General features: G+C 60.1%; 22 protein-coding genes and 2 pseudogenes. 13 read left to right on the forward strand and 11 right to left on the reverse strand.

The genetic code is table 11. The features are described 5' to 3' along the window. Position 1: 1 nt before the first annotated feature. From O3W47_RS00295 to O3W47_RS00325, 7 genes and pseudogenes are all read right to left on the reverse strand, one after another. Entirely contained in the window at positions 2 to 829 is an 828-nt protein-coding gene (locus tag O3W47_RS00295; RefSeq protein WP_174057625.1) for a carbohydrate ABC transporter permease, read from the reverse strand. Beyond that, entirely contained in the window at positions 826 to 1,710 is an 885-nt protein-coding gene (locus O3W47_RS00300) for a carbohydrate ABC transporter permease (RefSeq protein WP_162936938.1), read from the reverse strand. Before O3W47_RS00300 ends, O3W47_RS00295 begins: the two co-directional genes overlap by 4 nt. Positions 1,711 to 1,778: 68 nt before the next feature. Continuing rightward, positions 1,779 to 3,053, reverse strand: a complete 1,275-nt coding sequence (locus tag O3W47_RS00305) for an extracellular solute-binding protein (RefSeq protein ID WP_127757517.1) — start codon at positions 3,051 to 3,053, stop codon at positions 1,779 to 1,781. Between the two features lie 73 nt (positions 3,054 to 3,126). Then, positions 3,127 to 4,200, reverse strand: coding sequence for an ABC transporter ATP-binding protein (locus tag O3W47_RS00310; protein ID WP_269312657.1), 1,074 nt, complete (start codon positions 4,198 to 4,200; stop codon positions 3,127 to 3,129). Between the two features lie 7 nt (positions 4,201 to 4,207). Continuing rightward, positions 4,208 to 5,719: an arabinosylfuranosidase ArfA gene (arfA, locus tag O3W47_RS00315; protein WP_269312658.1), complete on the reverse strand. Its 1,512-nt coding sequence runs from the start codon at positions 5,717 to 5,719 to the stop codon at positions 4,208 to 4,210. Between the two features lie 123 nt (positions 5,720 to 5,842). Further along, positions 5,843 to 6,772, reverse strand: coding sequence for an ArsR/SmtB family transcription factor (locus O3W47_RS00320; RefSeq protein WP_065656073.1), 930 nt, complete (start codon positions 6,770 to 6,772; stop codon positions 5,843 to 5,845). A gap of 183 nt (positions 6,773 to 6,955) precedes the next feature. Then, positions 6,956 to 8,262, reverse strand: a pseudogene (locus tag O3W47_RS00325) (ABC transporter substrate-binding protein). A 112-nt stretch (positions 8,263 to 8,374) separates the two neighbouring features. On the opposite strand from O3W47_RS00325, the gene O3W47_RS00330 reads away from it, so the two are divergent. From O3W47_RS00330 to O3W47_RS00345, 4 genes are read left to right on the forward strand one after another with little or no spacing between them, the layout of a single operon-like run. Next, positions 8,375 to 9,439 (forward strand): LacI family DNA-binding transcriptional regulator, encoded by a 1,065-nt coding sequence (locus tag O3W47_RS00330; RefSeq protein ID WP_065656075.1) that lies wholly within the window; start codon positions 8,375 to 8,377, stop codon positions 9,437 to 9,439. Continuing rightward, positions 9,432 to 11,309 (forward strand): DUF2264 domain-containing protein, encoded by a 1,878-nt coding sequence (locus O3W47_RS00335; protein WP_269312660.1) that lies wholly within the window; start codon positions 9,432 to 9,434, stop codon positions 11,307 to 11,309. Before O3W47_RS00330 ends, O3W47_RS00335 begins: the two co-directional genes overlap by 8 nt. Next, on the forward strand, positions 11,306 to 12,322 hold the full coding sequence (locus tag O3W47_RS00340; RefSeq protein ID WP_269312661.1) for a hydroxyacid dehydrogenase: 1,017 nt from the start codon (positions 11,306 to 11,308) through the stop codon (positions 12,320 to 12,322). Before O3W47_RS00335 ends, O3W47_RS00340 begins: the two co-directional genes overlap by 4 nt. Continuing rightward, positions 12,319 to 13,107, forward strand: a complete 789-nt coding sequence (locus tag O3W47_RS00345) for a sugar phosphate isomerase/epimerase family protein (RefSeq protein ID WP_269312662.1) — start codon at positions 12,319 to 12,321, stop codon at positions 13,105 to 13,107. Before O3W47_RS00340 ends, O3W47_RS00345 begins: the two co-directional genes overlap by 4 nt. A 172-nt stretch (positions 13,108 to 13,279) precedes the next feature. Here O3W47_RS00345 and O3W47_RS00350 read toward each other — a convergent pair whose 3' ends face one another. The 4 genes from O3W47_RS00350 to O3W47_RS00365 form a co-directional block, all read right to left on the reverse strand. After that, positions 13,280 to 14,356 (reverse strand): ABC transporter ATP-binding protein, encoded by a 1,077-nt coding sequence (locus tag O3W47_RS00350; protein WP_269312663.1) that lies wholly within the window; start codon positions 14,354 to 14,356, stop codon positions 13,280 to 13,282. An 86-nt stretch (positions 14,357 to 14,442) separates the two neighbouring features. Continuing rightward, a complete protein-coding gene (locus O3W47_RS00355) occupies positions 14,443 to 15,318 on the reverse strand; it encodes a carbohydrate ABC transporter permease (RefSeq protein WP_020809242.1) in 876 nt (291 codons plus the stop codon). After that, on the reverse strand, positions 15,311 to 16,264 hold the full coding sequence (locus O3W47_RS00360) for a carbohydrate ABC transporter permease (RefSeq protein WP_003520181.1): 954 nt from the start codon (positions 16,262 to 16,264) through the stop codon (positions 15,311 to 15,313). The genes O3W47_RS00355 and O3W47_RS00360 overlap by 8 nt, the downstream gene beginning before the upstream one ends. Before the next feature lie 6 nt (positions 16,265 to 16,270). Then, on the reverse strand, positions 16,271 to 17,560 hold the full coding sequence (locus tag O3W47_RS00365; RefSeq protein WP_059757133.1) for an ABC transporter substrate-binding protein: 1,290 nt from the start codon (positions 17,558 to 17,560) through the stop codon (positions 16,271 to 16,273). A gap of 117 nt (positions 17,561 to 17,677) precedes the next feature. On the opposite strand from O3W47_RS00365, the gene O3W47_RS00370 reads away from it, so the two are divergent. From O3W47_RS00370 to O3W47_RS00415, 9 genes and pseudogenes are all read left to right on the forward strand, one after another. Beyond that, entirely contained in the window at positions 17,678 to 18,388 is a 711-nt protein-coding gene (locus O3W47_RS00370) for a TetR/AcrR family transcriptional regulator (RefSeq protein ID WP_269312664.1), read from the forward strand. Positions 18,389 to 18,633: 245 nt separating this feature from the next. Continuing rightward, the gene (locus tag O3W47_RS00375) at positions 18,634 to 19,776 is read left to right on the forward strand and encodes a Gfo/Idh/MocA family protein (protein WP_269312665.1); all 1,143 of its coding nucleotides are present in this window, start codon (positions 18,634 to 18,636) and stop codon (positions 19,774 to 19,776) included. A 10-nt stretch (positions 19,777 to 19,786) separates the two neighbouring features. Then, positions 19,787 to 20,949, forward strand: a pseudogene (locus O3W47_RS00380) (dihydrodipicolinate synthase family protein). Between the two features lie 27 nt (positions 20,950 to 20,976). Then, positions 20,977 to 21,798, forward strand: coding sequence for a sugar phosphate isomerase/epimerase family protein (locus O3W47_RS00385; RefSeq protein ID WP_269312666.1), 822 nt, complete (start codon positions 20,977 to 20,979; stop codon positions 21,796 to 21,798). Positions 21,799 to 21,816: 18 nt separating this feature from the next. Then, the gene (locus O3W47_RS00390) at positions 21,817 to 23,052 is read left to right on the forward strand and encodes a Gfo/Idh/MocA family protein (RefSeq protein WP_174023497.1); all 1,236 of its coding nucleotides are present in this window, start codon (positions 21,817 to 21,819) and stop codon (positions 23,050 to 23,052) included. A gap of 335 nt (positions 23,053 to 23,387) precedes the next feature. Further along, the gene (locus O3W47_RS00395; RefSeq protein WP_175422106.1) at positions 23,388 to 23,558 is read left to right on the forward strand and encodes a hypothetical protein; all 171 of its coding nucleotides are present in this window, start codon (positions 23,388 to 23,390) and stop codon (positions 23,556 to 23,558) included. Positions 23,559 to 23,839: 281 nt separating this feature from the next. Further along, a complete protein-coding gene (locus tag O3W47_RS00400) occupies positions 23,840 to 24,049 on the forward strand; it encodes a cold-shock protein (protein WP_003520191.1) in 210 nt (69 codons plus the stop codon). Between the two features lie 250 nt (positions 24,050 to 24,299). Beyond that, positions 24,300 to 24,515, forward strand: a complete 216-nt coding sequence (locus tag O3W47_RS00410; RefSeq protein ID WP_080821088.1) for a hypothetical protein — start codon at positions 24,300 to 24,302, stop codon at positions 24,513 to 24,515. A gap of 96 nt (positions 24,516 to 24,611) precedes the next feature. After that, on the forward strand, positions 24,612 to 24,749 hold the full coding sequence (locus tag O3W47_RS00415) for a hypothetical protein (protein WP_167857128.1): 138 nt from the start codon (positions 24,612 to 24,614) through the stop codon (positions 24,747 to 24,749). The last annotated feature ends 167 nt before the right edge of the window (positions 24,750 to 24,916 follow it).

Here is a 24,916-nt window from a genome sequence, read left to right on the forward strand (position 1 = left end):
CTCAGCCCTTCACACCCGACGAAATCATGATCGCCTCCGTCACGCGTCGCTGGAAGATGACATAGGCGACGATGACCGGCAGGGCCGCCAGCATGGCCACGGCCATCAGCCGCGCATAGGCGACGCCGAAAGCGTCGTTGACCTGGGTGATGCCGACCGGGATCGTCATCATGTTTTCGGAGGTGACCACGAGGAAGGGCCAGAAGAAGGCATTCCATACCGTAATGAAGGTCACGATCGCCATGGCCGTCGTGATGCCCCAGTTGAGCGGCAGATAGACCCGGAACAGGATCGTGTATTCGCCGCCGCCGTCCAGCACCACCGCTTCGCGCATCTCCTTCGGCACGCTGTCGAAAAACTGCTTGTAGACGATGATGACGATGGGCGTGATCAACTGCGGCAGGATGATGCCCGCCCAGGTGTTGATGAGGTTAAGGTTCTTCATCAGGATGAACTGGGTGACGACCAGCGTCTGCGCCGGCACCATGAAGCTTGCCAGCACGATGCCATAAAGCAGCCGCCTGCCGGGAAAGCGTATCTGCGACAGCGCATAGGCGCAGAGCATGGAAATGAACAGCACCGAGATGGTGACGATGACGGCTGTGCCGATGGAGTTCACATACCAGGTCATCAGCCGGGTATTGAATATCGCATTGAAATAAGCGCCGAGGCGAAACTCGTCCGGCAAAAGCGACATGTTGCCGGCAACGTTCTCATCGGCGCGAAGCGAGGTGACGAAGCTCCAGTAGAGCGGAAAAATCCAGACGAGGGCCGCCGAAAAAGTCAGCAGCGTCAGAACCAGGTTCTCGAGTTTTCTCATCGGGCTCATGAATTCCTCCGGATGCGCAGCAGCTGGAACTGGAAAACGGAAACGATGACGATCAGCAGGAAAAGCACCGTCGCCACGGCAGATGCATAACCGCCATTGTTCATCTGAAAGGCCTCGCGATAGACCTTGAGGAGCAGCACGAAGCTGGAATTGAACGGCCCGCCGCCGCTTAAGAGATAGATCTGGTCGAATATCTTCAGTTGCAGGATCAGTTGCAGCGTCAGCACCAGCGCAGTGACCGGCCACAGAAGCGGCCAGGTGACACGGCGGAAGCGCTGCCAGGTCGTCGCGCCATCCAGAGCCGCCGCCTCATAAAGCTCGGCTGGTATGTTCCGCAATCCGGCAATGAAGAGCAGCACGTTGAAGCCGTTCGTCCACCAGATGGTGACGACGGCAACCATCGGCATGACCCAATAGGGGTTCTTGAAAACGGCGACGGGTTTGCCCGCCAGCAGCGATATGACCGGCTGGAGAATGCCGAACTGCAGATCGAGCATCCACGCCCAGATTTCGGTAACGACCGAAACCGGCAGCACATAGGGCAGGAAAAACAGGCTCATGGCAATCGTCTGCTTCACACCCGAGAGGCGGCTGACGGCCAGCGCGATCATCAGGGCGATGACGGTTGTCGGTATGACGGTCAAAAGCACGAAATAGCCGTTGTTCTTGAGCGAGGTGACGAACAGGCGGTCGCCCAGCAGTTTCGCGTAATTCTCCAGGCCGACCCAGTTTCCCTCACCGATCAGCGGCGCATCGGTGAAGCTGATGCGCACCATCTCTATCAGCGGATAAAGAAAGAAGGTGGTGAAGACCAGAACGAACGGCGTCACCATCGACAGCGCGATCAGCGATTTCTTGCGCCGGTTTTCAATCATAGCCATGGAATGTCTCCGGGAGCTTGCGCATTGCACTCTGCCCTCCGGCCTCAAACCGGAGGGCAGGCTGCCGATTACCTGAGCTTGCCCTGCAGCTCATCCTTGATCTGTTCCACGGCGTCGGTGCTGCTCATGAAGCCCTGAATGGCAGGGGCGATGACGTTGAGAGCGGCATCATAGGCGGGCGAAGCGACCCCGGTTATGGTGGTCTTCGGATCGAACACCGCCGCTTCCGCCAGCGAGGCATAGGTGGCATTCGGCTGCATCGCCTTGTATTCGCTGCTTTCGGTGATGGACTTGTAAGCCGGAATATGCCCGGCATCGGCCCAGCTGATGGCGTGTTTTTCCATCCAGCCGATCACCTTCATCACCGCAGCGCGTTTTTCGCCGGAGACCGTTTTGTCGCCTTCATTCGGAATGGCGAAGGCATGGGAATCCGCCCAGGTGGCGCGCTTGCCCATCAGGGGCGGCACTTCCACCGCACTCCATTTGAAGCCGAGCTTGCCGTTCTTTTCCAGATCCTTGTAGGTCGGAACTTCCCAGACGCCGTTCAGCTGGAACGCGGATTTGCCGGCGGAAAACAGCGCCACCGAGGCCTCATATTCCGCCTGTTCGGGTGCCCAGCCGTTTTCCCGCCATCTGGACATGGTCTCGATGGCCTTTGCCGCCTTTTCGGCATTGTCGCCGGCGAGAACCTCCTTTTCGGTGACGAGTTCGCCGCCCTGTTGCGACAGCAGCGTATAAAAGACGCGCCACACCCCGCCTTCGCCACCCGATTGATAGGTGATCGGCGTCTCAACGCCATTGTCCTTCGCCCAGGCCAGCGCCTTCTCGAAATCCTCGATCGTCTTGATGCCGGTCAGCTTGCCCTCGGCATCGAGATAGGGCGAGCCTTTGAGAAGATCGGCATTGTAATAAAGGACAAGCGCATGGATATCGAACGGCACGGCGTAGAGTTTGCCGTTCTGGGTGGCCGCTTCCACGGGTGCGCTGAAGAAGTCTCCGGTCTTCAGCCCCGCATCCTCGAGATCCTTTTCGGTGATTTCGCTCAGCACTTTTTCTTCAAGGCCGAGCGGCGCGCGTGACAGGTGATAGGTCATGACATCCGGCCCCTCACCCACCGCGGAAGCCGTACGCACCTTGGTATAAAAGGGCACGCCCCATTCGAGCGTCGTTCCCTTGATCTGGATGTCCGGGTGTTCCTTGTTGAAGGCATCGATCAACGCCTTCATGCGCACGCCGTCACCGCCGGACAGAAAGTCCCACCAGATGATATCCTGCTTCGCGAGAGCCGGCAGGGCGCTGAGACCCAGAGCCGCACCAACAAGCAATGTCTTGATCAGTCGCATCGTTCACTCCTCCCGTTTGATCGAACATCCCGTCGAGGGATGGTTTGCTGTTTCGAAAGACGCCTCCTCGCGCCTATCGCAACCGTCTGCCGTCATCGTCGAAGACAAGGACATGGTCGGGCGAGGCGGTGAGCGATACCGACCGGCCATCCAGCCTTTCCCGCGTGCCCTGCCGCTGCACGATGATTTCTTTCCCGGCTCCGGTGCGGGTATAGAGGTAGGAAAGATCGCCAAGCTCTTCCGCGACCTCGACGACGACCGGCAGCGCGCCCTCTTCCGCAATCGTCAGATGCTCCGGCCGAATTCCGATTTCGACCCGCTGGCCGGGGGAAACGGACTGGGCAAGCCCGGCCCTGAGATGCCCCGCCCCGCCCTCGGGCGCGAGCGTCACGATGCCATCCGCCTGGGAGACGATATCGGCCCGCAGGAAATTCATCGCGGGCGATCCGATAAAACCGGCCACGAAGCGGTTGTCCGGATCGTCGTAAAGGGTAAGCGGCGCCCCCGCCTGCTGCACGATGCCGCCCTTCAGCACGAAAATCCTGTCCGCAAGCGTCATGGCCTCTACCTGGTCATGCGTGACATAGATCATCGTCGCGCCCAGCTTGCGGTGAAGCCGGGTCAGTTCCAGCCGCATCTGCACGCGCAGTTCGGCATCCAGATTGGACAGCGGCTCATCGAACAGGAATACCTTCGGCTGCCGCACAATGGCGCGGCCGATGGCCACGCGCTGCCTCTGGCCGCCGGAAAGCTGCGAGGGCCGTTTGTGAAGATGCTCCTCAAGCTGGAGGATGCGCGCGGCCTCGCCCACCCTCTCCGTCACCTCCGCCTTCGGCCGGCGGGCAAGACGCAGGCTGAACGCCATGTTCTCGAACACCGTCAGATGCGGATAGAGCGCATAGTTCTGGAACACCATCGCAACGCCGCGATCTGCCGGTTCGACCGCGGTGACATCACGCTCATCGATGGCGATACGCCCGCCGCTGGTTTCCTCAAGGCCGGCGATCATGCGCAACAGGGTGGATTTTCCGCAGCCGGAAGGCCCCACGAAGACCGCGAAGCTGCCGGCTGGGATTTCCATCGAAACATCCCGGATCGCCGCGAAGGATCCGAAGGACTTGGCGACATTGTTGAGACGGACACCCATGGCCGCCTCACTGAACCTTCAGCCGCAGCACATGGTATGACAGCGGCGACACCGAACCCTTCAGCGCCCCGTCCTCCACGGCGACGCCGCTGCCCGGCACCGGCACAACGCGATCCGGCTGATCCGGGCCGTTGCCGAGACGCAGATCATATCCCGCCATGGCAAGATGAAGGCTGAGAGTGGCGGATGAATAGCCGGTGAGGCTGACATCGATCTCCGCCGCCTCTGTCAGATGGCGGTTGAGCACGAACAGCGTCACGACGCCTTCCGCTTCGTCATAAACACCGGCAACATCGAGATATTTGACGTCGTCGGCCGCGTTGCAATCGTAAGTCGGGCAATCGACGGCGACGTTCAGCGCGACGCCACGGCCATAAAGCGAGGCGAACTGATAGGGATAATAGATCGTCTGCCGCCAGGCCGGTCCGTTCTTTTCCGCCCGGATGGGGGCGATGACATTGACGAGCTGGGCGATGCAGGCAATGCGCACGCGGTCCGAACGGCGGATGAACTCGTTGAGAAGGCCGGCGACGAAAAGCGCGTCCTCGAAATTATAGGTCTCTTCCAGAAGTGCCGGCGCTTCCGGCCAGTCCCAGCTCTTGATGCGTTTGCCGTCTTCTTCGCGGATGTGATACCAGACGTTCCATTCGTCGAAGCAGATGGAGACCTCGTTTTTGGCGCGCTTCTTGGCCTTCACGTAATCGATGACCCCGGCGATGGTCTGGATATAGCGCCCGGTTTCCTCGATCTTGCCGAAATAATTCAGCGTGTCGCGGCTGTTATTGCCGAAATATTTGTGCAGCGAGATGTGGTCGACATTCTCATAGCATTCCTCCAGCACCTCGCGCTCCCATTCGGGATAGGTCGGCATGCCGTCATTGGAACTGCCGCAGACAATCGCTTCAATCGTCGGATCGAAACCCTTGAAGGCCTTGGCGGTTTCATTGGCCAGACGGCCATATTCCACCGCCGTCTTGTGACCGATCTGCCAGGGACCGTCCATCTCGTTGCCGAGGCACCACATTTTCACACCATGGGGCTTTTCCGCGCCGTGGCTGCGGCGCAGATCGCTGAGCGTGGTGCCGCCCGGAAAATTCACATATTCGAGGAAATTACGGGCATCATCCAGACCACGGGAACCGAGATTGACGGCGAGCATCATCTCGATGCCGGCCATCTGCGCCCAGTCGGCGAATTCGTTGATGCCGATCTGGTTGGTTTCCCTAGAGCGCCATGCGAGATCGAGACGAATGGGGCGCTGGTCGCGCGGCCCGATGCCGTCTTCCCAGCGATAGGCGGAAACGAAGTTGCCGCCGGGATAACGGATGGCCGGAATTTTCAGGTCCTGCACGAATTTCAGAACGTCCCTGCGGAAGCCGTTTTCGTCCGCCTGCGGATGGCCGGGCTCATAGATGCCGCCATAGATGGCACGCCCCATATGTTCGATGAAGGCGGAATAAAGACGATCGTCGATACGCCCAATCCGGAAGTCCCGGTGGACTGAAACCCGCGCTTTCATAAGGCTCTCCTCCCCTGCGCATTTATATCTCAAAATATGATATAAACCATATTTGATAATATAGTTGCCGAGGGAATCCGCGCCTGTCAACCGCGAAAATCATACTTTTGAAAATTGGCTGGATCAGCCTGCGGTACGCAGGCGCAGAACGATGTCCTGATCGTAATTTCCGAAGCCGCGGCCAAAGATATTCAGCCCGCCCGGATGTTTTGCATCGGCCTTGACCTCGATGCGCAAGCGGATGGAACGGTGGCTGGTCAGATCGATATCCGCCAGCGTCACATCCGAAATCCGGGTTCCGTCGACATAGGTTCCCTGCGCGGTGATGCGCCAGGTCTTGAGCATGCCATATTGGGAACCGGAGAGCTTCCACCAGTCCGGCGTAAACGCGCCGCGCTTGTCGCCGAAGTCGCCGGGCGAGGTCCAGACCCCGATTTCCCGGCCGTTGACGGATAGCGTAATATCGGACGGCCAGTTGCTGTGCGTTCCCGGCACTTCGGAGCTGACCTCCATCGAAAACTCGATTTCCTCGACTTCCCGCCCTTGGATCTTGGCATTATTGGGAAATTGATATTCCACGAAGCCGGAGGTCAACCACAACAGCGCCGCCTTCATGCGGTCCGGATCCATGAATGTATCGGGCACATCGAGCAGGCCGATGATGCCCTCCGGCGAGCAGATTCCGCAGGGCGCGGTTACCGAACTTTGGGTGTAAAGACCGAGCGGCATGGCGACCGCGATGTAATTCGATGCGGCCGGCGCCTCGGGTTTCCGGAAAGAAACAATGAGTTCGTCGCAGGTGGCAAAACAGATTTTCTGGTTGCCCTTGCGCGCCTTGCGCGTTTCGGTTCGCAGCAACCCCGCTTCCTCGAGAACGGCCACACCGGCGGAAACGGTGGACTGGGGGAGTTCCAGTCTCTGCGCAATTTCGTTGACGTTGAGGCCGCTCGCCTCATGCAGCAGCTTCAATATCTGCACGCGGATCAGCGACGCCGCCGCTTTCAGGACATCGAATTCTTTTTCAGCATCAACGAGGAGGAAATTGGGCGCCATATTCTAATCTTCAGATTTATCGATCCAGATCAGAATTTCTGGCTTAAATGCCATGCACTTGTCCAGTGCTGTTTGTCACGCAGGCGCTTTTGAAAGGCGTGAAGCGCCATCCACCCCAGTCACTTCACAAAAAAGAGCACCGCCACACGGTCTCGATACCGTGCGGCGGTGCCCGTTTCGTCGTCAGCCGCGCTTGCGCAGGGTCCGCGTGCCGGTGTCGACGAGGTTTTGCGCCGCTTCATCCACGCTGGCGCGGCCGAAGGCGAGCGAATCGGCAATGGGGCGCATCACGCCACGGTCGAACTCATTGGCCCCGATCGGTGCGGGTTCCGGATAGGAATCGAGCTTGCCCGACAGGCTTTCGATATAATCCACCGTCTTGCGCTCGGTCTCGTTGAGGCTCGGCAGCAATGCTTCCCGCACGACCTTGGCCGGCGGCACGCCACGCTCGACGCCAAGCACCTTGCCGGCTTCCAGATCGTTGACGAAGAAGTTGATGAATTTCGCCGCCGCTTCCGCATTGGTCGAGGTGGACGAAATGGACCAGATGAGGCCCGGCCGGTAATAATGCCCGGTCGGCTTGCCCGGCCCCTCACCCGGCAGCATGCCGATGGACAGCGTTTGTTTATTGAGCTTCTGATAACCGACAAGCTGGTTGGAATAGGCGAAACCGATGGCAGAATTGCCGAGCGTCAGGGCGTTGGATTCGATGGTATTGTCGTCACGCGTCTGGATATCGGCGGAAACGCAGAGCTTGTTCTCGCGCAGGTCTTCCCAATAGGCGAACCATTCCTTCGCATCTTCCTTGTTGAAGCCGATGGTGCCGTCCTGAAACAGCAGCTTGCCGCGCTGGCGCAGCCAGACATCGAAAACATAATGATAACGCGCGCCATAGGGCACCGCCCAATAGTTCCGTTTTGCCGGACCGTTCTTCTTGAAATCGCGCGCCAGTTCCGAGAGCGCCTTCCAGGTGATCTGCTCCTGCGGCACGGAAACGCCGGCTTCCTTCAGCGTATCGGCATCGTACATCATGCAGAAGGAATTCAGCCCGAGGCCGACGCCGTAAAGCTTGCCATCGATGCGGCAGAGATCGACCTCGCTTTTGCCGAAGGTGGAAAGATCGAGCGACTTGCCGACGAACTGGTCCAGCTCCATGCAGGCGCCACGGCCGGAATAATCGGCAATGGTGGAAGGTTCGAGCTGGAAGATGTCGGCGACGTTGCGCCCCGCCATCGATGTCGCAAGCTTGGTCCAGTAATCGGAACCGGCGATCATTTCGCCGCTGATCTCCGTCTGCGGGTTAGCCTTCTGGTAAAGGGCGATCACGTCGTTGGTGCGCTTGCTGCGGTCGGCCGATCCCCACCATACGCAGCGAAGCCGGGTCTCAGCCGCGGCCGCGCGAAAACCGCCCCCACTGCACCAAGACCAACCACGCCGAGACCGGCCAGCGCCGCCGTCACCAAAAATCCACGTCTGTCGATAGTTTGCATCTGCTCCTCCCGCGTTTTGCAAATTTTTCACTGACTACTTAAATTCTTGCAAATTTTCTTTGTTTGCAGTATTTGCATCATATTAGATTTTTTTGCAAGCGCAGGAGACGATATGAACGATACGCCCGACATCAGCCGCCCGCGCCAGTCGGATATCGCCCAGCGCGCCGGCGTTTCCATCAGCACCGTCTCGCGCGTTCTTGCGGGAGAGAAAGGTATCAGCGCGTCGATCCAGACCAAGGTTCTGGGGGTGGCGGCGGAGCTTGGCTATCCGTTGCGACCGGTCGCGAACCAGACCGGCGGCGTGCCGCTGGAGGGCAAGAAAATCCTCGCACTCATGTCGGCCGAAAGGGCAACCGGCGATATCGGCGCTTTTTATCACGATATTTTCGACATGCTGCGCAGCCTTGCCCAGACCGATGGTTTCGAACTCGACATCCGGCTTTTGCACCAGAAACAGGTGGATGACGCGCTGACCCAGCGGGTCTGCGAGGTGGACGGCCTTCTCGCAATAGGCCTCGACCCCGAGGATGAAATCATCCACCGCATCACGCAGGGGGTGCTGCAACCGGTTCTGGTCAACAGCGCCGATCCTTCGATGATGCTGGATTGCGTCTCGCCTTCCAATTTTTACGGCGGCGCGCTGGCGGCGCGGCGGCTGCTGGAACTGGGTCACCGCAAGGTCGCCTATATCGGCCCGCATCATCGCCACACCATAAGGGAGCGTATGCGCGGCTTCCGCCACACGATCCTTGAGGAAGAGGGAACGACCTATGAGGAGTTTCTGCTTTCGACGGCGGATAGCGGCTTCGGACAGGCGGGCGACGCGGTTCGCCAGCTATTGGCCAAAAACCCTGAACTCACCGGCATTTTCTGCATGAATGACGCGATTGCGCTCGGGGCGCTGGGGGCGGCGCAGGAGCTTGGCCTCGCCGTGCCGGACGATCTTTCCATTATCGGCTTCGATGACCTGCCCTTTGCCGAGCTCTCCACGCCCCGTCTCAGCACCATCCGCGTCGACCGTCGAGAAATCGCCCGCGAGGCGGTGGAGCTGATGCGCCGACGGCTGACGGAACCTTCCGCCAATGCCCGCCAGGTGCAGCTCGGCGTGCAGCTGGTGGAAGGACAGACGGCCGGTAAGGCGAAAAAGACGGGAAAGGCGGCACGCGATGCATGACACCATGAATAAGCTCACCATGGCCAGATTCAATCCGCTGCACGGCAATCCGCTCAAAAGCCGCGCCGATGTCCGGCGGGCGCTGGATGACAGTTTTGCGCCGCTTCTTGCCCATTTTTCACCGGGCGGCGCAAGAGTGACGCTGAGCGGCACCGCCGCGCATTTCGACCGGGCGGCGGCCGATCTGGAAGGTTTTGCCCGGCCGCTCTGGGGCATCGCGCCGCTTGCGCTGAGCGGCGATCATTTCGACCATTGGCCGCTTCTGGCACGGGGAATAGCCAACGGCACCGACCCTTCCCATCCCGAATATTGGGGCGACGTACGCCAGAAGGATCAGCGGCTGGTGGAACTGGCCGCCCTCGGTTTTGCGCTGCGGCTTGCGCCGCAGCACCTGTGGGAACCGCTATCCGACGCGCAGAAAGACAATGTGCGCCGCTATCTGCTGACGGCGCGCGAGCGCAATTACGCCGATAATAACTGGAAGTTCTTCCGGGTGATGGTCGATATGGCGCTGGATCATCTCGGCATCGATTTCGACCGCAGCCTGACCCAGACATTCCAGAAGGAACTGGACGAATTCTATATCGCCGACGGCTGGTATCGCGATGGCAATTACCGCCGCATCGACCATTACATCGCCTTCGCCATGCATTTTTACGGCCTGATCTACGCGAAACTCAGCAAGCCTGACGATGCCTACGCCGCACGCTACCGGGAGCGTGCGCGCCTCTTCGCCAGCGATTTCGCCAGCTGGTTCGATGAGGATGGCGGCACGCTCGCCTTCGGCCGCTCCATGACCTACCGCTTCGCCTGCGGCGGCTTCTGGGCGGGTCTTGCCTTTGCCGATGAGGAGGCGTTGCCCTGGGGCGAGATCAAGGGGCTTTATCTGCAACATCTGCGCTGGTGGGCGAAAAAGCCGATTGCCGACCGCGACGGCGTGCTTTCCATCGGCTACGCCTATCCGCAGCTCACCATGTCGGAAAGCTATAATTCGGCGGGCTCGCCCTATTGGGCCTTCAAGGCCTTCCTGCCGCTCGCCCTGCCGGAAAGCCACCCCTTCTGGCAGGCGGAGGAAAGGCTGCCCGAAACATCGGTAAAACCAAAGGCGCTCATTCATCCCGGCATGGTGATGATGCGGACCAGTGGCAATGTCACGGCGCTTTCCAGCGGCCAGGAAAACCTGTCCATGCGCGGCGGGCCGGAGAAATATGCCAAATTCGCTTATTCCTCCCGTTACGGTTTCGGCGTCGAAGTGGATGAGCGCGGTTTCAGGACCAACGGTTTCGACAACATGCTGGCCTTCTCCGAAGACGGCTTGCATTACCGCGTGCGCGAGACCAACGAAAAGGTTCTGCTGGCCGGGGAAAGCCTGCGGGCGACGTGGAAGCCGTTCCCGGATGTGGCGGTTGAAACGACGCTGGTTGCGGCTGGCGGCTGGCATATCAGGCTGCACCGGATCACCTCCGCCCGCCCCCTTTCGGTGACCGAAGGCGGCTTCGCGATCAATCGCAACGACGGCGACCGCGATGCCGTGCGCGAAGAGACCGGCCGGGCGACCGCCGATTGCGGCACAGACATATCCGCCATCATCGATCTCGGTTCGAGCGTTACCCGCCACGGCGCGGCACTGAAGGCTCTGCCCAACACCAATCTCGTCAACGCCAAGACCACGGTGCCGCAACTGCGGGGCGAGATTCCGGCGGGCGAAACCCTGCTTGCCTGCGCGGTCTTTGCCGGGGTGACCGGGCCAGAAAGCGAAACAGCGTTGGCGACAGCTCCGGCACTTCCGGATATGGAGGCGCTCGACCGCCTGTTTACGGAACGGGGCGTTCCGGTCAGCAGCATGGCGGCAACGGGAGAGCCGCAATGACGAGCCCGCTTCCGCGTCTCAGCCTTGCCATGGATCCGGAGCGAACCCAGCATGTGCTGACACCGCAGGCGCTCGAAAGGCTGTCGCAGAGCGCCGATATTCTCGACACGAGGCGGATCTGCGATTTCCACGATCCCGCCGTGAAGGAGCAGCTGGCGCGGACGGACATTCTTCTGACCGGCTGGGGCTGTCCGGATATCGGCGCGCGGGAACTGGCGCTGATGCCGCGCCTCAGGCTGATTTCCCATGCCGCCGGCACGGTCAAATATTTCCTGTCGCAAGCGGTGTTCGATCATGGCGTTACCGTGTGCAGCGCTGCGGAGGCGAATGCGCAGCCGGTCGCCGAATTCTCGCTGGCGATGATCCTGCTGGCCGGCAAGCGCACCTTCGGCTTCCGACGCCTTTATCTGGAGCATCGCGACCGCGCCCCTGTCGAGCGATTGCAGGCGCAGGCCATCGGCAATCTCGGCCTGACGGTCGGCATCGTCGGCGCATCGCGTATCGGACGTCGCGTCATCAATCTGTTGCAGCCCTTCGATCTCAACCTCATCCTTTTCGATCCGCTTCTAAGCGCTGCGGAGGCGGAAAAGCTCGGCGTGCAGCTTGTGTCGCTCGAGGAGCTGATGGCGGTGAGCGATGTCATTTCGCTACATGCACCCTCCCTGCCGCAGACGCAGCATATGATCGGCGCGGCAGCGCTTGCCCGCATGAAGGACGGCGCGACGCTGATCAATACGGCGCGCGGCGCGCTGGTGGATGAAAACGCGCTTCTGGCCGAACTGAAAACCGGACGCATCGAAGCCGTCATCGACGTGACCGACCCGGAAGTGCCACCGCCGGATTCACCCTTTTACAGCCTGCCGAACGTGTTCCTGACGCCGCATATCGCCGGCGCCACCGGGCTTGAACGCGCAAGGCTCGGCGACATGGCGATTGCCGAAATCGAACGCTTCTGCCGCGCGGCACCCCTGCAACAGCAGGTGCGGCCGGAACATCTGGAACTGATCGCATGAGATTTTTCGAGCCGGGCCTCTGCTCCGTCACCTTCCGCTCCCTGTCGCCACAGGCAGTCATCGAGCTTGCCGCCGCAAACGGCATTAGGTCCATCGAATGGGGTGCGGATATCCATGTACCGCCCGGCAACCTTGCCAATGCAAGGGATGTGGCGGCGCGGACGGCGGAAGCCGGCCTCTCCGTCTCGTCCTACGGCTCCTATATCTTTGCACCGGATTTTGCGCCGGAAGATGTGACCGCCGTACTCGAAACCGCAAAGGCGCTCGACACCGGCCATATCCGCATCTGGCCCGGCAGCCGCAAACGCCCATCTGCCGATTACTCCCCCGGCGAACGCCGCGCGGCAACGGAAGCGCTGGCGACAATCGCCCGCCGGGCGCACGACTATGGCATGACAATCGGCCTCGAATATCACCCCAACTCACTGACGGACACCCTGCCCTCTGCCCTGCAACTCATGCAGGATTTGCCGATGCCCAATCTCTTTTTCTACTGGCAACCCACCCCCGGCCTGCCGCTGGAGGACGCACTCGCGGAAATATCCGCGCTCGGTTCGCGCATCTGCCATCTCCACGTCTTCGCCTGGCTCGCCGACGCCAGCCGCCTGCCGCTTCACGAACGCGCGGATTATTGGCGGGCGTGCGTGGATGCCTTGCCGGAAGGCGACTGGACGAAGACGGCTTGTGCGATGCTGGAATTCGTCAGGGGTGATGACATCGGCCAGTTTGGGGAAGATGCGGTGACGCTAAGCAAGATACTCGCTGGCCACAGAGCGGCCGATTAGTGCACGATCGAAACCTCCCACGCGACGTCATCCTCGGGCCTGTGCCGAGGATCTAATCACGTTGAACAAAATCAACACGTTGCAGATCCTCGGGACAAGCCCGAGGATGACGAACGCAAGCTTTGTGGACTTCGTTAGCAGCCCTATGGTGAGACACCTCACCCACTCGTTCTCATATCCGCCGCCCATCCGCCCCGAACAGATGCGTCTTCGAAAGATCGAACGCAAAGGGAATGGTCTCGCCGATGCGGATTTGGCGCTGGCCGTCCAGCAGCACGGTGGCGGGCTGGCCGTCGGGGGTCGCAGTGTAGACCACCGTTGAGCCGCCGAGATGTTCGACGAGCTGGATGGAGGCCTCACCCAGCGAGGCCGATTGCGCCTGCGGGTTCACATGTTCCGGGCGCACGCCGAAGGTGAGCGGTTCGCCCTGTTGCGCGGCGACCGGTTTTTCCAGCACGATGCGCTGACCGGCGACCTCGATGGTGCGGTTGGAACTGTCGCCTGAAGCCACCTTGGCGGAGAGGAAATTCATCTTCGGCGAGCCGATGAAACCGGCGACGAACTGGTTGGCCGGGTTGTTGTAGAGATCGAGCGGGCGGCCGACCTGCATGATGCGGCCGTCGCGCAGCACGACGATCTTGTCGGCCATGGTCATGGCTTCCACCTGGTCGTGCGTCACATAGATCATGGTGCTGCCGAGCGTCTGGTGCAGCTTGGCGATTTCGACGCGCATCTGCACGCGCAGTTCCGCATCGAGGTTGGACAAAGGCTCGTCGAACAGGAAGATTTTTGGCTCGCGCACGATGGCGCGGCCAATGGCGACGCGCTGGCGCTGGCCGCCCGAAAGCGCCTTCGGCTTGCGCTGCAAAAGCGGGCCGATCTGCAGGATATCGGCGGCCTTCTGCACCCGCGCCTGGACTTCCGGTTTCTTGTAGCCTGCCGTCTCCAGACCGAAAGCGAGGTTCTTGTAGACGCTCATATGCGGATAAAGCGCATAGGACTGGAAGACCATGGCGATGCCGCGCTTGGAGGCGGCGGTTTCATTGACCCTTTCGCCATCGATACGCAGATCGCCTTCGGAGATTTCCTCAAGCCCTGCAATCATGCGCAGAAGCGTGGATTTTCCGCAGCCCGAGGGGCCGACGAAAACGGTGAACTCGCCCGGCTCGATCTTGAGATCGATGCCGTGAACGACCGGAAAGGCGCCGAACCGCTTGACGATTTTTTCGAGCGTAATGCTGCTTGCCATGCTGTTTCTCCCGACTGTCGCGCCGCATGCAGGGCGGCAGCGACAGTATTGATTGTCTTAAAATGCGTTCCCGATCCGGGTTCCGTTCAACGTTTCATTCCGGTGGTGGCGATGCCTTCGATCAGCAGCCGCTGGAAGAACAGGAAGAACAGGAAGACCGGCACCAGCGACAGGTTGGACATGGCGAAAAGCGAGGTCCAGTCCGAGCTGCCGGTGGAATCCACGAAGGATCTGAGACCAAGCTGCACGGTGTAGGTGTTGATGTCGTTCAGATAGATCAGCGGCCCGAAGAAATCGTCCCAGGTCCAGATGAAGGAAAAGATCGCGGCCGTCGCCAGAACCGGCAGCGACAAAGGCAGCATGATCTTCCAGTAGATGCGGAAGGGCGAGCAGCCATCCATCACAGCCGCCTCATCCAGCTCGCGCGGAATGCCGCGGAAGAACTGCACCATCAGGAAGATGAAGAAGGCATCCGTCGCCAGATATTTCGGCACGATCAGCGGCAGCGAGGTGTTCACCCAGCCCATTTCCAGAAACAGGATATATTGTGGGATCAGCACGACGTGATAGGGCAGCATGAGCGTGCCGAGCATCAGCGCGAACCAGAAATTGCGTCCTCCGAAGCGAAGCCGGGCAAAAGCGAAGGCGGCGAGCGAGCAACCGACCACGTTGCCTATGGTGGCCAGCACCGAGATGAAGAAGGAGTTCCAGAAGAACTGTCCGAAGCTCACCTGCAGCCCGGTCCAGCCGCGAATATATCCGCCGACATCCACCGCCGAGGGAATGAGCGAGGAAGAGCCGAACAGCTCGTCCTGCGGCCGGAAGGAGCCCGATATCATCCACAGGATCGGATAGAGCATCGCGAAGGACGCGATGATCAGCGCCGTGTGGAGCATCACCGATTTCAGCGGCGAACGTTGCGGGCCCTGGCCCGGCCGGGGGGCGGTAACAGCGTCAGTCATCGTAGTGCACCCAGTATTTCGCGCTGAGGAACGAGAAGGCCGTGAACAGCGAGATGATGATCACCAAAATCCAGGCAAGCGCCGAGGCATAACCCATGCGGAAGAAACCGAAGGCCTCCTGGTAGAGATAAAGCGTGTAGAACAGCGTCGAGTTGATCGGCCCGCCGGTGCCTTCGGAAATGATGAAGGCCGGTGTGAAGGCCTTGAAAGCATCGATCGTCTGGATCACGGCGTTGAAGAAGATCACCGGCGTCAGGAGCGGCAGGGTAATGCGGAAGAACTGCCGCACCTTGCTTGCGCCGTCGATTTCGGCGGCTTCATACATATCCTGCGGGATTTGTCTGAGACCCGCGAGGAAGATGATCATCGGCGAGCCGAACTGCCAGACGGACAGGATGACCAGCGTGTAGATCGAATAATCCGGATTGGAAATCCAGCTCGGCCCTTCGTAACCGAAGGCCTGCCACAGGATCATGTTGACGAGACCATCGGAGGCGAAAAGCTGGCGCCAGAGCACGGCAATCGCGACGCTCGAACCCAACAGCGACGGCAGATAGAAGATCGCCCGATAGAGCGTCAGGCCCTTGATGCCGCGGTTGAAGGCGAGCGCGACCAGCAGCGCAAAGATCAGCTTCAGCGGCACCGACAGCAGCACATAGGTGAAGGTGACCTGCATGGCCGCGGCGAATTTCGGATCGGCCGTGGCGATGCGCACATAGTTTGCCGCCCCCACCCAGTCCGGCGACTGCAACAGGTCGTAATTGGTGAAAGACAGGTAAAGCGACGCAAGCGCGGGACCGAGGGTGAGGCCGAAAAAGCCAATCAGCCAGGGCAGCAGAAACAGGTAGGCGTGAATGTTGCGGTCGAAAATCCGCTTCACGCCGCCCCGCTTCGGGAGAGCCGCGCCACGGCTCTCCCCCACAAGAGTTTCAGATCGAAAGGCCATAAACCATCACTTCCGTTTGATAACGGTTTCGGATTCCTTGACGAGGCGGTCACCGCCCTCTTCCGGCGTGATCTTGCCGAAGCCGATTTCCTCCGCCGTGCGTTTGAGGACGAAGGCGAATTCGCCCGCGCCCGGAGGCGGCGCCGGCGGCAGATCGCCGACGCCGGGGGTAATCTCGGCAATATAGTCCACCATCGTCTTGCTGACCTCGTCGAGCTTGCTGCTCAACTGGCTACGCATGGATTCCGAGGCCGGAACGCCGCGCTCGACGCCGAGAATATCGATGCCCTGCGGTTCAGCCACAAGGAAGTTGATGAAACCGACGGCCTGCTCGATGCCGGCGCTGCCATTGGCGACGCTGATGAGCATGGAGGGTTTCAGATAATGGCCGGAAGGGCCATCCTTCGTGCTCTTCGGATAGGAGCTTATGGCAAGCTTGGACTTGTTGAGCTTCTGATAACCGACGAACTGGTTGGAATGGGCGAATGCCGTTGCCGCCTTGCCCGTCGTCAAAGGGTTGGTTTCGATGTTGAGCTGGTCGAGCGCCTGCACATCGGCCGGCACACAGGCGCCGCTCTTGCGCAGATCCGCCCACAAAGTGAACCACTTGGTCGCATCGGCAGGATCGAAGCCGATGCCGCCATCCTGCGTGTAAAGCGACTTGCCGTTCTGGCGCAGCCAGTTTTCGAAGCTCGGCTCCACGCCGCTGGCATCGGCCGTGGCGTAATAGCCGGGCTTCGGCTTGTTCTTGCTGAGCTTGGCGGCGTTTTCGGCAAACTCCTCCCAGGTCTGGCCGATCGCCGGCGGCGTCGCACCGGATTTTTCCCAGGCCGCCTTGTCGAAGAAGACGGCGCTTGAATTGACGCCGAGATTGATGCCGTAAAGCTTGCCATCGACCCGGCCGGAATCGATGTTCATCTTGCCGAAGTCCTCGATCTTCAGGCTCTTGCCGATATAATCGTCCAGCGGCGCGAGCGCGCCGCGGCGGCCATATTCGAAGATATAGCGATAATCCATCTGGATCAGGTCGGGCGCATTGCGGCCCGCAACCTGCGTGGCAAGGCGCGGCCAATAATCGCTCCATCCTGCGAATTCGCCGGCAATATCGAGATCCGGCTTGACCTGCTTATAGGCTGCTATCGCCTTGTTGGTGCGGTCGGCACGCTCCTGCGAACCCCACCACAACATGCGAAGGCGCGCGGCCTGGGCCTGCGCTGAACCACCTCCCAGTGTTGCAAGCGACAGGGCCGCAAGCCCCGCTGAAAGCACACCTCTCCTCTGAAGCATCACGGGCATTGGCAACTCCTCCCTATTGACTGCCAATTGATGATGAACGTAAACGACACTTGCCGTTTTATAACTAATTGGTTACATGGGAACACTGATCGCAAACATTGTCAAGCGGGTGCTGAAATGGAAGAAACGACAAAAAACCAGCCGTCCGATCCGACCCCCGATGCGGCCATGGAGAAAACGCCGTCACCCAAGCGCAAGCGCGCCACCGCACAGGTGCGAAACCCGGAAAGAACGCGCGCCGCCATTCTCGAAGCCGCCCGCCGCGAGGTGGCCGCCAAGGGGCTGGCGGGGGCTCGAATCGATGTCGTCGCCCGCCGCGCCGGCACCAACAAGCGGATGATCTACCATTATTTCGGCGACAAGGATGCGCTTTATCTCGCCGTTCTGGAAGACGCCTATCGCCATATCCGCCACACCGAAAGGCGGCTCGACCTGGCCCGCAAGGCCCCTTCGGAGGGCTTGCGGGAGCTTGCGCTTTTCACCTGGCACTACTTCCTCGACCATCCCGAATTCCTGAGCATTCTCGCCACGGAAAACCTCAATAAAGCCCGCTATCTCAGGCAATCCCCGACGATTACGGCGATGCATTCGAACTTCATTTCGGAGCTTGAGGACGTTCTGCGGCGCGGCAGCGACGCCGGCGAATTCCGTGACGGCCTCGATCCGATCGACGTCTATCTGACCATCGCTTCGCTCGGCGCCTTTTATCTTTCGAACCGGTTCACGCTGTCGACGATCTTCCAGCGCGACCTGACCGACCCCGCCGAGCTGGAGCGCTGGGGTCAGCATATCGTCGACACCCTGCTTGCTGCAGTGCGGCCGGTCTGAGCCGGCCAAAGCGAATTCCTCTTTAACAACAGCGACGACGCGCCATTCGCATCCGCGAAGCGCGTCGTTTTCTTTTGCGGCGCGGTGGAAACACAAAAACACAACGGTCGTCAGACCATGAATTTTTCCTGTCAAAAACACCTTGACAGATCGCATCCTTCACGACCACAAATAACCAAATGGTTACAAATTGCCATGTTTGACGGAAGCGGCTTTCGGGAAGAGGCCGCCTTGGGAGGAAATTCATGAAACGTATCGGCGTCATCATGCACGGCATCACCGGCCGCATGGGTTACAACCAGCATCTCGTGCGCTCCGTTCTCGCCATTCGCGATCAGGGCGGCGTGGTTTTGAAGAACGGGGAAAGGGTCATGCTCGACCCCATTCTGGTCGGCCGCAACGGCGCGAAGATCGAGGAAATCGCGAAAAAGCATAATGTCGCCCGCTGGACGACTGATATCGATGCGGCGCTTGCAAACCCTGACGATACGCTGTTCTTCGATGCCGGCACGACGCAGATGCGCGGCAGCCTGCTGGAGAAAGCCATCAAGGCCGGCAAGAACGTTTATTGCGAAAAGCCGATTTCCGACACCATGGAAGAGGCGCTGGCGATTGCCCGGCTCGCCGAAAGCGCCGGCATCAAGCACGGCGTGGTGCAGGACAAGCTGTTCCTGCCCGGCCTGCGCAAGCTCGCCATGCTGCGCGACAGCGGATTTTTCGGCAAAATCCTCTCGGTGCGGGGCGAGTTCGGGTACTGGGTATTCGAGGGCGACTGGCAGCCGGCGCAGCGCCCGTCATGGAACTACCGCCTGAAGGATGGCGGCGGCATCATTCTCGATATGCTGTGCCACTGGCGTTATGTGCTCGACAATCTGTTCGGCCCGGTGAAATCGGTGAGCTGCCTCGGCGCCACCCATATTCCGGAACGTTTTGATGAGCAGGGCAAAGCCTATAAGGCGGATGCGGACGACGCGGCCTATGCCACTTTCGAGCTGGAAGGCGGCGCAATTGCCCACATCAATTCCTCATGGGCGGTGCGGGTGCGCCGCGACGATCTCGTCACCTTCCAGGTGGATGGCACACATGGTTCGGCGGTGGCGGGCCTGACCAAATGCTTTACCCAGCACCGCACCAATACGCCGAAGCCGGTTTGGAACCCCGACCAGCCGCAGACCATCGATTTCTACAAAACCTGGCAGGAAGTGCCTGACAATGTCACCTATGACAACGGCTTCAAGGCGCAGTGGGAAATGTTCGTGCGCCATCTGGTGGACAATGACCCATGGCCCTACGGGCTGATGGAAGGCGTGAAGGGCGTGCAGCTTGCTGAACTGGGGCTGAGATCGTGGAAGGAACGCCGCTGGCTCGACGTTCCCGCAATCTCTTGAGGAGGCTGACGTGAGCGAACTCAAGCTACCGAAGGACGACCGTAGTATCGAGGTCTACAAATTGTCCGGCACGCCCGTCGCGGTTGAAAAACGAAGTGCTGCGGATTTCAACCGCGTCGCTTTCGCCGCCGCCCATGTGGTGGCCGATCCGTTTGCCGATAACGACCCGTGGCTGACGCCCGCCATTGACTGGGACGCGACACTGCGCTTCCGTCACCGCCTGTGGGACCTTGGCCTAGGTGTCGCCGAGGCCATGGATACGGCGCAGCGCGGCATGGGGCTCGCTTGGCCGCAGGCCCAGGAACTCATCTCCCGTTCGCTGAAGGAAGCAGCCAGCCGCAAGGATGCGCTGATTGCCTGCGGTGTGGGCACAGACCATCTTGATAGTGGCGGTTATGATCTAAACCAGATTGTCGACTCTTATCTGGAACAGCTTGATTTTGTTCAGGGAGAAGGCGGGCGCGTTATCCTGATGGCGAGCCGTGCATTGGCTGCGGCCGCTCGTTCCCCGGATGATTATCTCAAGGCTTATGCCAGAGTGCTTTCCCGCGCCGAGCAGAAAGTGGTGATCCACTGGCTGGGTGAGATGTTTGACCCGGCGCTTGAGGGTTACTGGGGCTCCGGTGACCACATGCAGGCCATGGAAACCTGCCTTGCCATGATCGAGGACAATGCCGGCAAGATCGACGGCATCAAGATTTCGCTTCTTTCCAAGGAAAGGAAATCGTCATGCGCCGCCGCCTGCCGGCAGGCGTGCGCATGTATACCGGCGACGACTTCAACTATGCCGAATTGATCGCCGGTGACGAACAGGGGCACTCGGACGCCCTGCTCGGCATTTTTGACGCCATTGCGCCGGCTGCCTCCAAAGCTCTCGCCAGCCTGAAGCGCGGCGCGGACAATGAATTCTTCGATATTCTGGAGCCGACGGTGGCGCTGTCGCGCCATATCTTCAAGGCCCCGACCCGCTTCTACAAGACCGGCGTGGTGTTCCTCGCCTATCTCAACGGGTTGCAGGACCATTTCACCATGGTCGGCGGGCAGGAAAGCACCCGCTCCACGCAGCATTTCGCCGAGCTTTTCCGGCTGGCGGACAAGGCCAATGTGCTTGCCGAACCGGATCTCGCAACGCACCGCATGAAGGCGTTTCTTTCTGTCCGGGGCATTGGCTGAGGCAGCAGAACTAGGGGAGATATCGATATGAGCCTTGAAGGCCTTTCCATCAATTTCGCCACCGTGCGGCAGGGCGGCGATTTCGGCGCAATCGTCGATGCCTGCCTTGCCCACGGCATCACCGCCATCTCGCCCTGGCGCGAGCAGGTGCATGGCGTTGGCCTTGCTGAAGCCACCCGCATAGTGGAACGGAACGGGCTGCGCCTCAGCGGCCATTGCCGGGGCGGCTTCTTCCCCGCGCCCAATGCGGAAAGTCGCCGCCTCGCCATCGAGGACAATAAACGCGCCGTCGATGAGGCCGCCGCCATGAAGGCCGATTGCCTCGTGCTTGTCGTGGGCGGCCTGCCCGCCGGCTCACGCGACCTGAAAGGCGCGCGGCAGATGGTGGAGGATGGCATGGCCGAGCTTCTTCCCTATGCCCGCGCCGCCGGCGTGCCGCTCGCCATCGAGCCGCTGCATCCCTTCTATGCCGCCGACCGCGCGTGCTTCAACACGCTGAAACAGTCGCTTGATCTCTGCGACCGGCTGGGTGCCGGCACCGGCGTCGCCATCGACGTCTACCATGTCTGGTGGGACCCGGAACTGGAGGAACAGGTGGCGCGCGCCGGCAGAAACGGGCAAATCCTTGCCCACCACATCTGCGACTGGCTGGTGCCGACCACCGATCCGCTCAATGATCGCGGCATGATGGGCGACGGCGTGATTGACCTCAAGGCATTTCGCGCCATGATCGAGGCCGCCGGCTTCCACGGCCCGCAGGAAGTGGAAATCTTTTCGCATCGCTGGCAGGCACGGCCAATGGACGAGGTTCTGTCCACCGTGGTCGAGCGTTTCAAGACTGTTTGTTGAATATCCGGGAGAGAGACAATGCCTGAAAGGGTGAAACGCAAACGCTATGCGCTGGTCGGCACCGGCAATCGCGGCACCACCATGTGGGGCCGCGAACTTCTGGCCGGTTGGAGCGATTATGTCGAGCTGGTCGGCATTTGCGACCTGAACCTGATGCGCGCCGAACGCGCCCGCGCCATGATGGGTTCGAACGCACCGCTTTATGACGATTTCGACCGGATGATGGAGGAGCAGCGACCCGAACTGGTGATCGTCTGCACACCTGACGACACCCATGACGACATCATCATCCGCGCGCTGGAAGGCGGGGCCGATGTCATCAGCGAAAAGCCCATGACCACCACCCCGGAAAAGATCGACCGCATCCGTGCGGCGGAGGCCAAAAGCGGCCGCCGGGTCGATGTGTCCTTCAATTACCGTTTCTCTCCCACCGCCGCCCGCATCAAGGAACTGATCGACGACGGCGCAATCGGCACCGTCACGTCAGTCGATTTCCACTGGTATCTCGACAACCAGCACGGCGCGGACTACTTCCGCCGCTGGCACGCCTTTACCGAACATTCCGGCAGCCTGTTCGTGCACAAGGCCACGCACCATTTCGATCTCTTGAACTGGTATCTCGATTCCGATCCCGTGGAAGTGAAGGGCTTCGGGCAATTGCTGCATTATGGCAAGAACGGCCCGTTCCGCGGAACGCGCTGTCGCACCTGTCCGCACAAGAACGAGTGCGATTATTTCATGGATCTCGGCGCCGATCCTTTCCTCGATGCGCTTTATGAGGACCCTTCGACGGTGGATGGTTATGTGCGCGATGCCTGCGTCTTCCGCGAGGAGATCGACATTCCCGACACGATGAGCGCCTCGATCCGTTATGCCAGCGGCGTGCAGGTCTCCTATTCGCTCAACACCTATATGCCGATCGAGGGCCACCACATCGCCTTCAACGGCCATAAGGGTCGCATCGAGATGCGCCAGTATGAAAAGCAACCCTGGACGGAGCCGCCGGCCGATGAAATCCTGCTGGTGAAAAGCTTCGGCGGCGGTGTCGAACGCATATGGGTTCCGCATGAGCCCGGCGGCCATTATGGCGGCGACAACCGCATGCGCGACATGATCTTCAAGCCCGGCTCCAACGACCGGCTACGGCAGCGGGCGGGTTCGCGCGCCGGCGCCATGTCCGTTCTGACAGGCGTGGCTGCGCTGAAAAGCGCCCGTGAAGGCGGCACGGCGGCGGTGAAATCGCTGCCGGTTTAACCGCCTTCGTCTGCGGCCCATCGGCAGCTGGGCCGCAGACGGCAATGGCCAAAAAAGAACGGACGATATTCCGCAGATTACGCGCTTCTTCCATGCCGGTAAAATGACCGCCGGGGGAAGAAAGAGTGAGTCATGTCCAGTTTTGAATCCTTCGTTCCGCTCATCATCATCGGCGTCAGCCTCGTCGTATTTTTCAAATGGGTCGGGCGAGATATGAACAGGGAAGAGAAAAAGCCGCGTTCCCGTCGCTGACGGCGGAAAAGCGCGCCCGTGCGGCGTGGAAACGGAACCCGCGCCTTTTCCCAAGCGTTTTCCCACCAAAAGGAGGACGCGACATGACGAAGAAAACGAAGCCGAAAACGCTCGACAAAGGGTCTTCCAGCCCGAACGAGATTCCTCCCGCCGGCCCGCACGCCAAACCGTCCCTCACCGACTATGACAAGACGCCGGGCGCAGGCAGCCTGCCGGATGACGGTGCGAAAGACGTGTCTCCCGGCGGAGGCTAATGCGCGCAAGACCAAAGGCCGCGCCGAACCGGGTGTATGTTTGGGCCATCGGGAAATAGTGCAGTGAACCAGATACTTAGCCGATGAGCCGTCGCTCGCCGGTGCTTTTTCCTCCAAGGCCCATTGCAAAATCAAAAATTGCGCCTATATTTTCTTCATCGACCATTGCTTGTGACGTCGTTCTGGAACGCTGTGTTCCCCGTCGGATTTCCTCTCAAATAATCGATCTAATCCCGCAAGGTATCGCGGGAACCACAACGATTCTACGAAAGGAAATCGTTATGAACACTGGTACTGTAAAGTGGTTCAACGCCACCAAGGGCTTCGGCTTCATTCAGCCTGACAATGGCGGCGCGGACGTTTTCGTTCACATTTCCGCTGTTGAGCGCGCTGGCATGCGTTCGCTGAACGACGGCCAGAAGATCAGCTACGAGATCGTCCAGGACCGTCGGTCCGGCAAAAGCTCGGCTGATAACCTTCAGGCAGCTTGATATTCGTCATTTGACCCCGCAGACCACGGATGTACTGGCTGCAGGTTAGAATGATCGTGAGAGGTCGGGTCAAAGCCCGGCCTTTTGTTTTGGGCCAGAAAAAGCGCGTCCGCGAAGAAGCGGAAGCCATGCGCCACCGCCGCAAGAGGGCAAAGAAGAAAATTCAGCGCGAAGGGCTGCTGCCCGCCCCCAAAGAGGTTACGCGCCCCCGATAGCCGTCCGATACCGCTCTTCCATAAAGGAGAATGCCATGGCCGCGTCAAAGGAAGCTTTTTTCAAACCCGGCAAACTATCCGCACAGGACAGGGCGTCATTGACGGATAACGCCGCAAAGCAGATCATAAACGCGGAGGCTGACCAGCGCGCCCGCAAAACGGAACGCCTTCGCCAGCTTCGCGAAGCGCAGGAAGCGACGATTATCCCCGACGCGCCGGTTTCCGCAAAAAAACGATCCGGCAAGAACTGACTGGCCGGATTTCCAGCATCGCCCGGTCGAACGGGCCTTGAACGGATTGTCTCATTGCCGCTCGAGGCCGCATCAATCCAACAGGAGGAGGACACCATGGCCAAGGGTCAATTGCGCAGCAACAAGGAAATCCGCAAACCGAAGAAGGACAAGACGAAAGCACCTGCTTCGCCGCCCGCCGGTTCACAGGTCAAATTCGCAAACGCCACGACAGCGGATAGCAAAAAGAAATAGGCGCCAAGCGGGCCGGCAAGTCACGGCGAATAAAAGCATCGCCATCTATGCCGGACTTGTTTTGGCCACATTGCCCATTTATACAGCTCTCATGGCAACTGCTGGTGAGCGCGAATTAAATCGACGTTCGCAGTTGTTTTAGTCGCTTCAGACTTTTGACCACGGAT

The organism is Agrobacterium sp. LMR679, assembly GCF_027157905.1.
Classification (GTDB): domain Bacteria; phylum Pseudomonadota; class Alphaproteobacteria; order Rhizobiales; family Rhizobiaceae; genus Agrobacterium; species Agrobacterium leguminum.

Bases quoted from the DNA above. Each gene is read 5' to 3' on its own strand.
- O3W47_RS00295 (WP_174057625.1), bottom strand. From the start codon at position 829: ATGAGCCCGATGAGAAAACTCGAGAACCTGGTTCTGACGCTGCTGACT.
- O3W47_RS00300 (WP_162936938.1), bottom strand. From the start codon at position 1,710: ATGGCTATGATTGAAAACCGGCGCAAGAAATCGCTGATCGCGCTGTCG.
- O3W47_RS00305 (WP_127757517.1), bottom strand. From the start codon at position 3,053: ATGCGACTGATCAAGACATTGCTTGTTGGTGCGGCTCTGGGTCTCAGC.
- O3W47_RS00310 (WP_269312657.1), bottom strand. From the start codon at position 4,200: ATGGGTGTCCGTCTCAACAATGTCGCCAAGTCCTTCGGATCCTTCGCG.
- arfA (WP_269312658.1), bottom strand. From the start codon at position 5,719: ATGAAAGCGCGGGTTTCAGTCCACCGGGACTTCCGGATTGGGCGTATC.
- O3W47_RS00320 (WP_065656073.1), bottom strand. From the start codon at position 6,772: ATGGCGCCCAATTTCCTCCTCGTTGATGCTGAAAAAGAATTCGATGTC.
- O3W47_RS00330 (WP_065656075.1), top strand. From the start codon at position 8,375: ATGAACGATACGCCCGACATCAGCCGCCCGCGCCAGTCGGATATCGCC.
- O3W47_RS00335 (WP_269312660.1), top strand. From the start codon at position 9,432: ATGCATGACACCATGAATAAGCTCACCATGGCCAGATTCAATCCGCTG.
- O3W47_RS00340 (WP_269312661.1), top strand. From the start codon at position 11,306: ATGACGAGCCCGCTTCCGCGTCTCAGCCTTGCCATGGATCCGGAGCGA.
- O3W47_RS00345 (WP_269312662.1), top strand. From the start codon at position 12,319: ATGAGATTTTTCGAGCCGGGCCTCTGCTCCGTCACCTTCCGCTCCCTG.
- O3W47_RS00350 (WP_269312663.1), bottom strand. From the start codon at position 14,356: ATGGCAAGCAGCATTACGCTCGAAAAAATCGTCAAGCGGTTCGGCGCC.
- O3W47_RS00355 (WP_020809242.1), bottom strand. From the start codon at position 15,318: ATGACTGACGCTGTTACCGCCCCCCGGCCGGGCCAGGGCCCGCAACGT.
- O3W47_RS00360 (WP_003520181.1), bottom strand. From the start codon at position 16,264: ATGGCCTTTCGATCTGAAACTCTTGTGGGGGAGAGCCGTGGCGCGGCT.
- O3W47_RS00365 (WP_059757133.1), bottom strand. From the start codon at position 17,560: ATGCCCGTGATGCTTCAGAGGAGAGGTGTGCTTTCAGCGGGGCTTGCG.
- O3W47_RS00370 (WP_269312664.1), top strand. From the start codon at position 17,678: ATGGAAGAAACGACAAAAAACCAGCCGTCCGATCCGACCCCCGATGCG.
- O3W47_RS00375 (WP_269312665.1), top strand. From the start codon at position 18,634: ATGAAACGTATCGGCGTCATCATGCACGGCATCACCGGCCGCATGGGT.
- O3W47_RS00385 (WP_269312666.1), top strand. From the start codon at position 20,977: ATGAGCCTTGAAGGCCTTTCCATCAATTTCGCCACCGTGCGGCAGGGC.
- O3W47_RS00390 (WP_174023497.1), top strand. From the start codon at position 21,817: ATGCCTGAAAGGGTGAAACGCAAACGCTATGCGCTGGTCGGCACCGGC.
- O3W47_RS00395 (WP_175422106.1), top strand. From the start codon at position 23,388: ATGACGAAGAAAACGAAGCCGAAAACGCTCGACAAAGGGTCTTCCAGC.
- O3W47_RS00400 (WP_003520191.1), top strand. From the start codon at position 23,840: ATGAACACTGGTACTGTAAAGTGGTTCAACGCCACCAAGGGCTTCGGC.
- O3W47_RS00410 (WP_080821088.1), top strand. From the start codon at position 24,300: ATGGCCGCGTCAAAGGAAGCTTTTTTCAAACCCGGCAAACTATCCGCA.
- O3W47_RS00415 (WP_167857128.1), top strand. From the start codon at position 24,612: ATGGCCAAGGGTCAATTGCGCAGCAACAAGGAAATCCGCAAACCGAAG.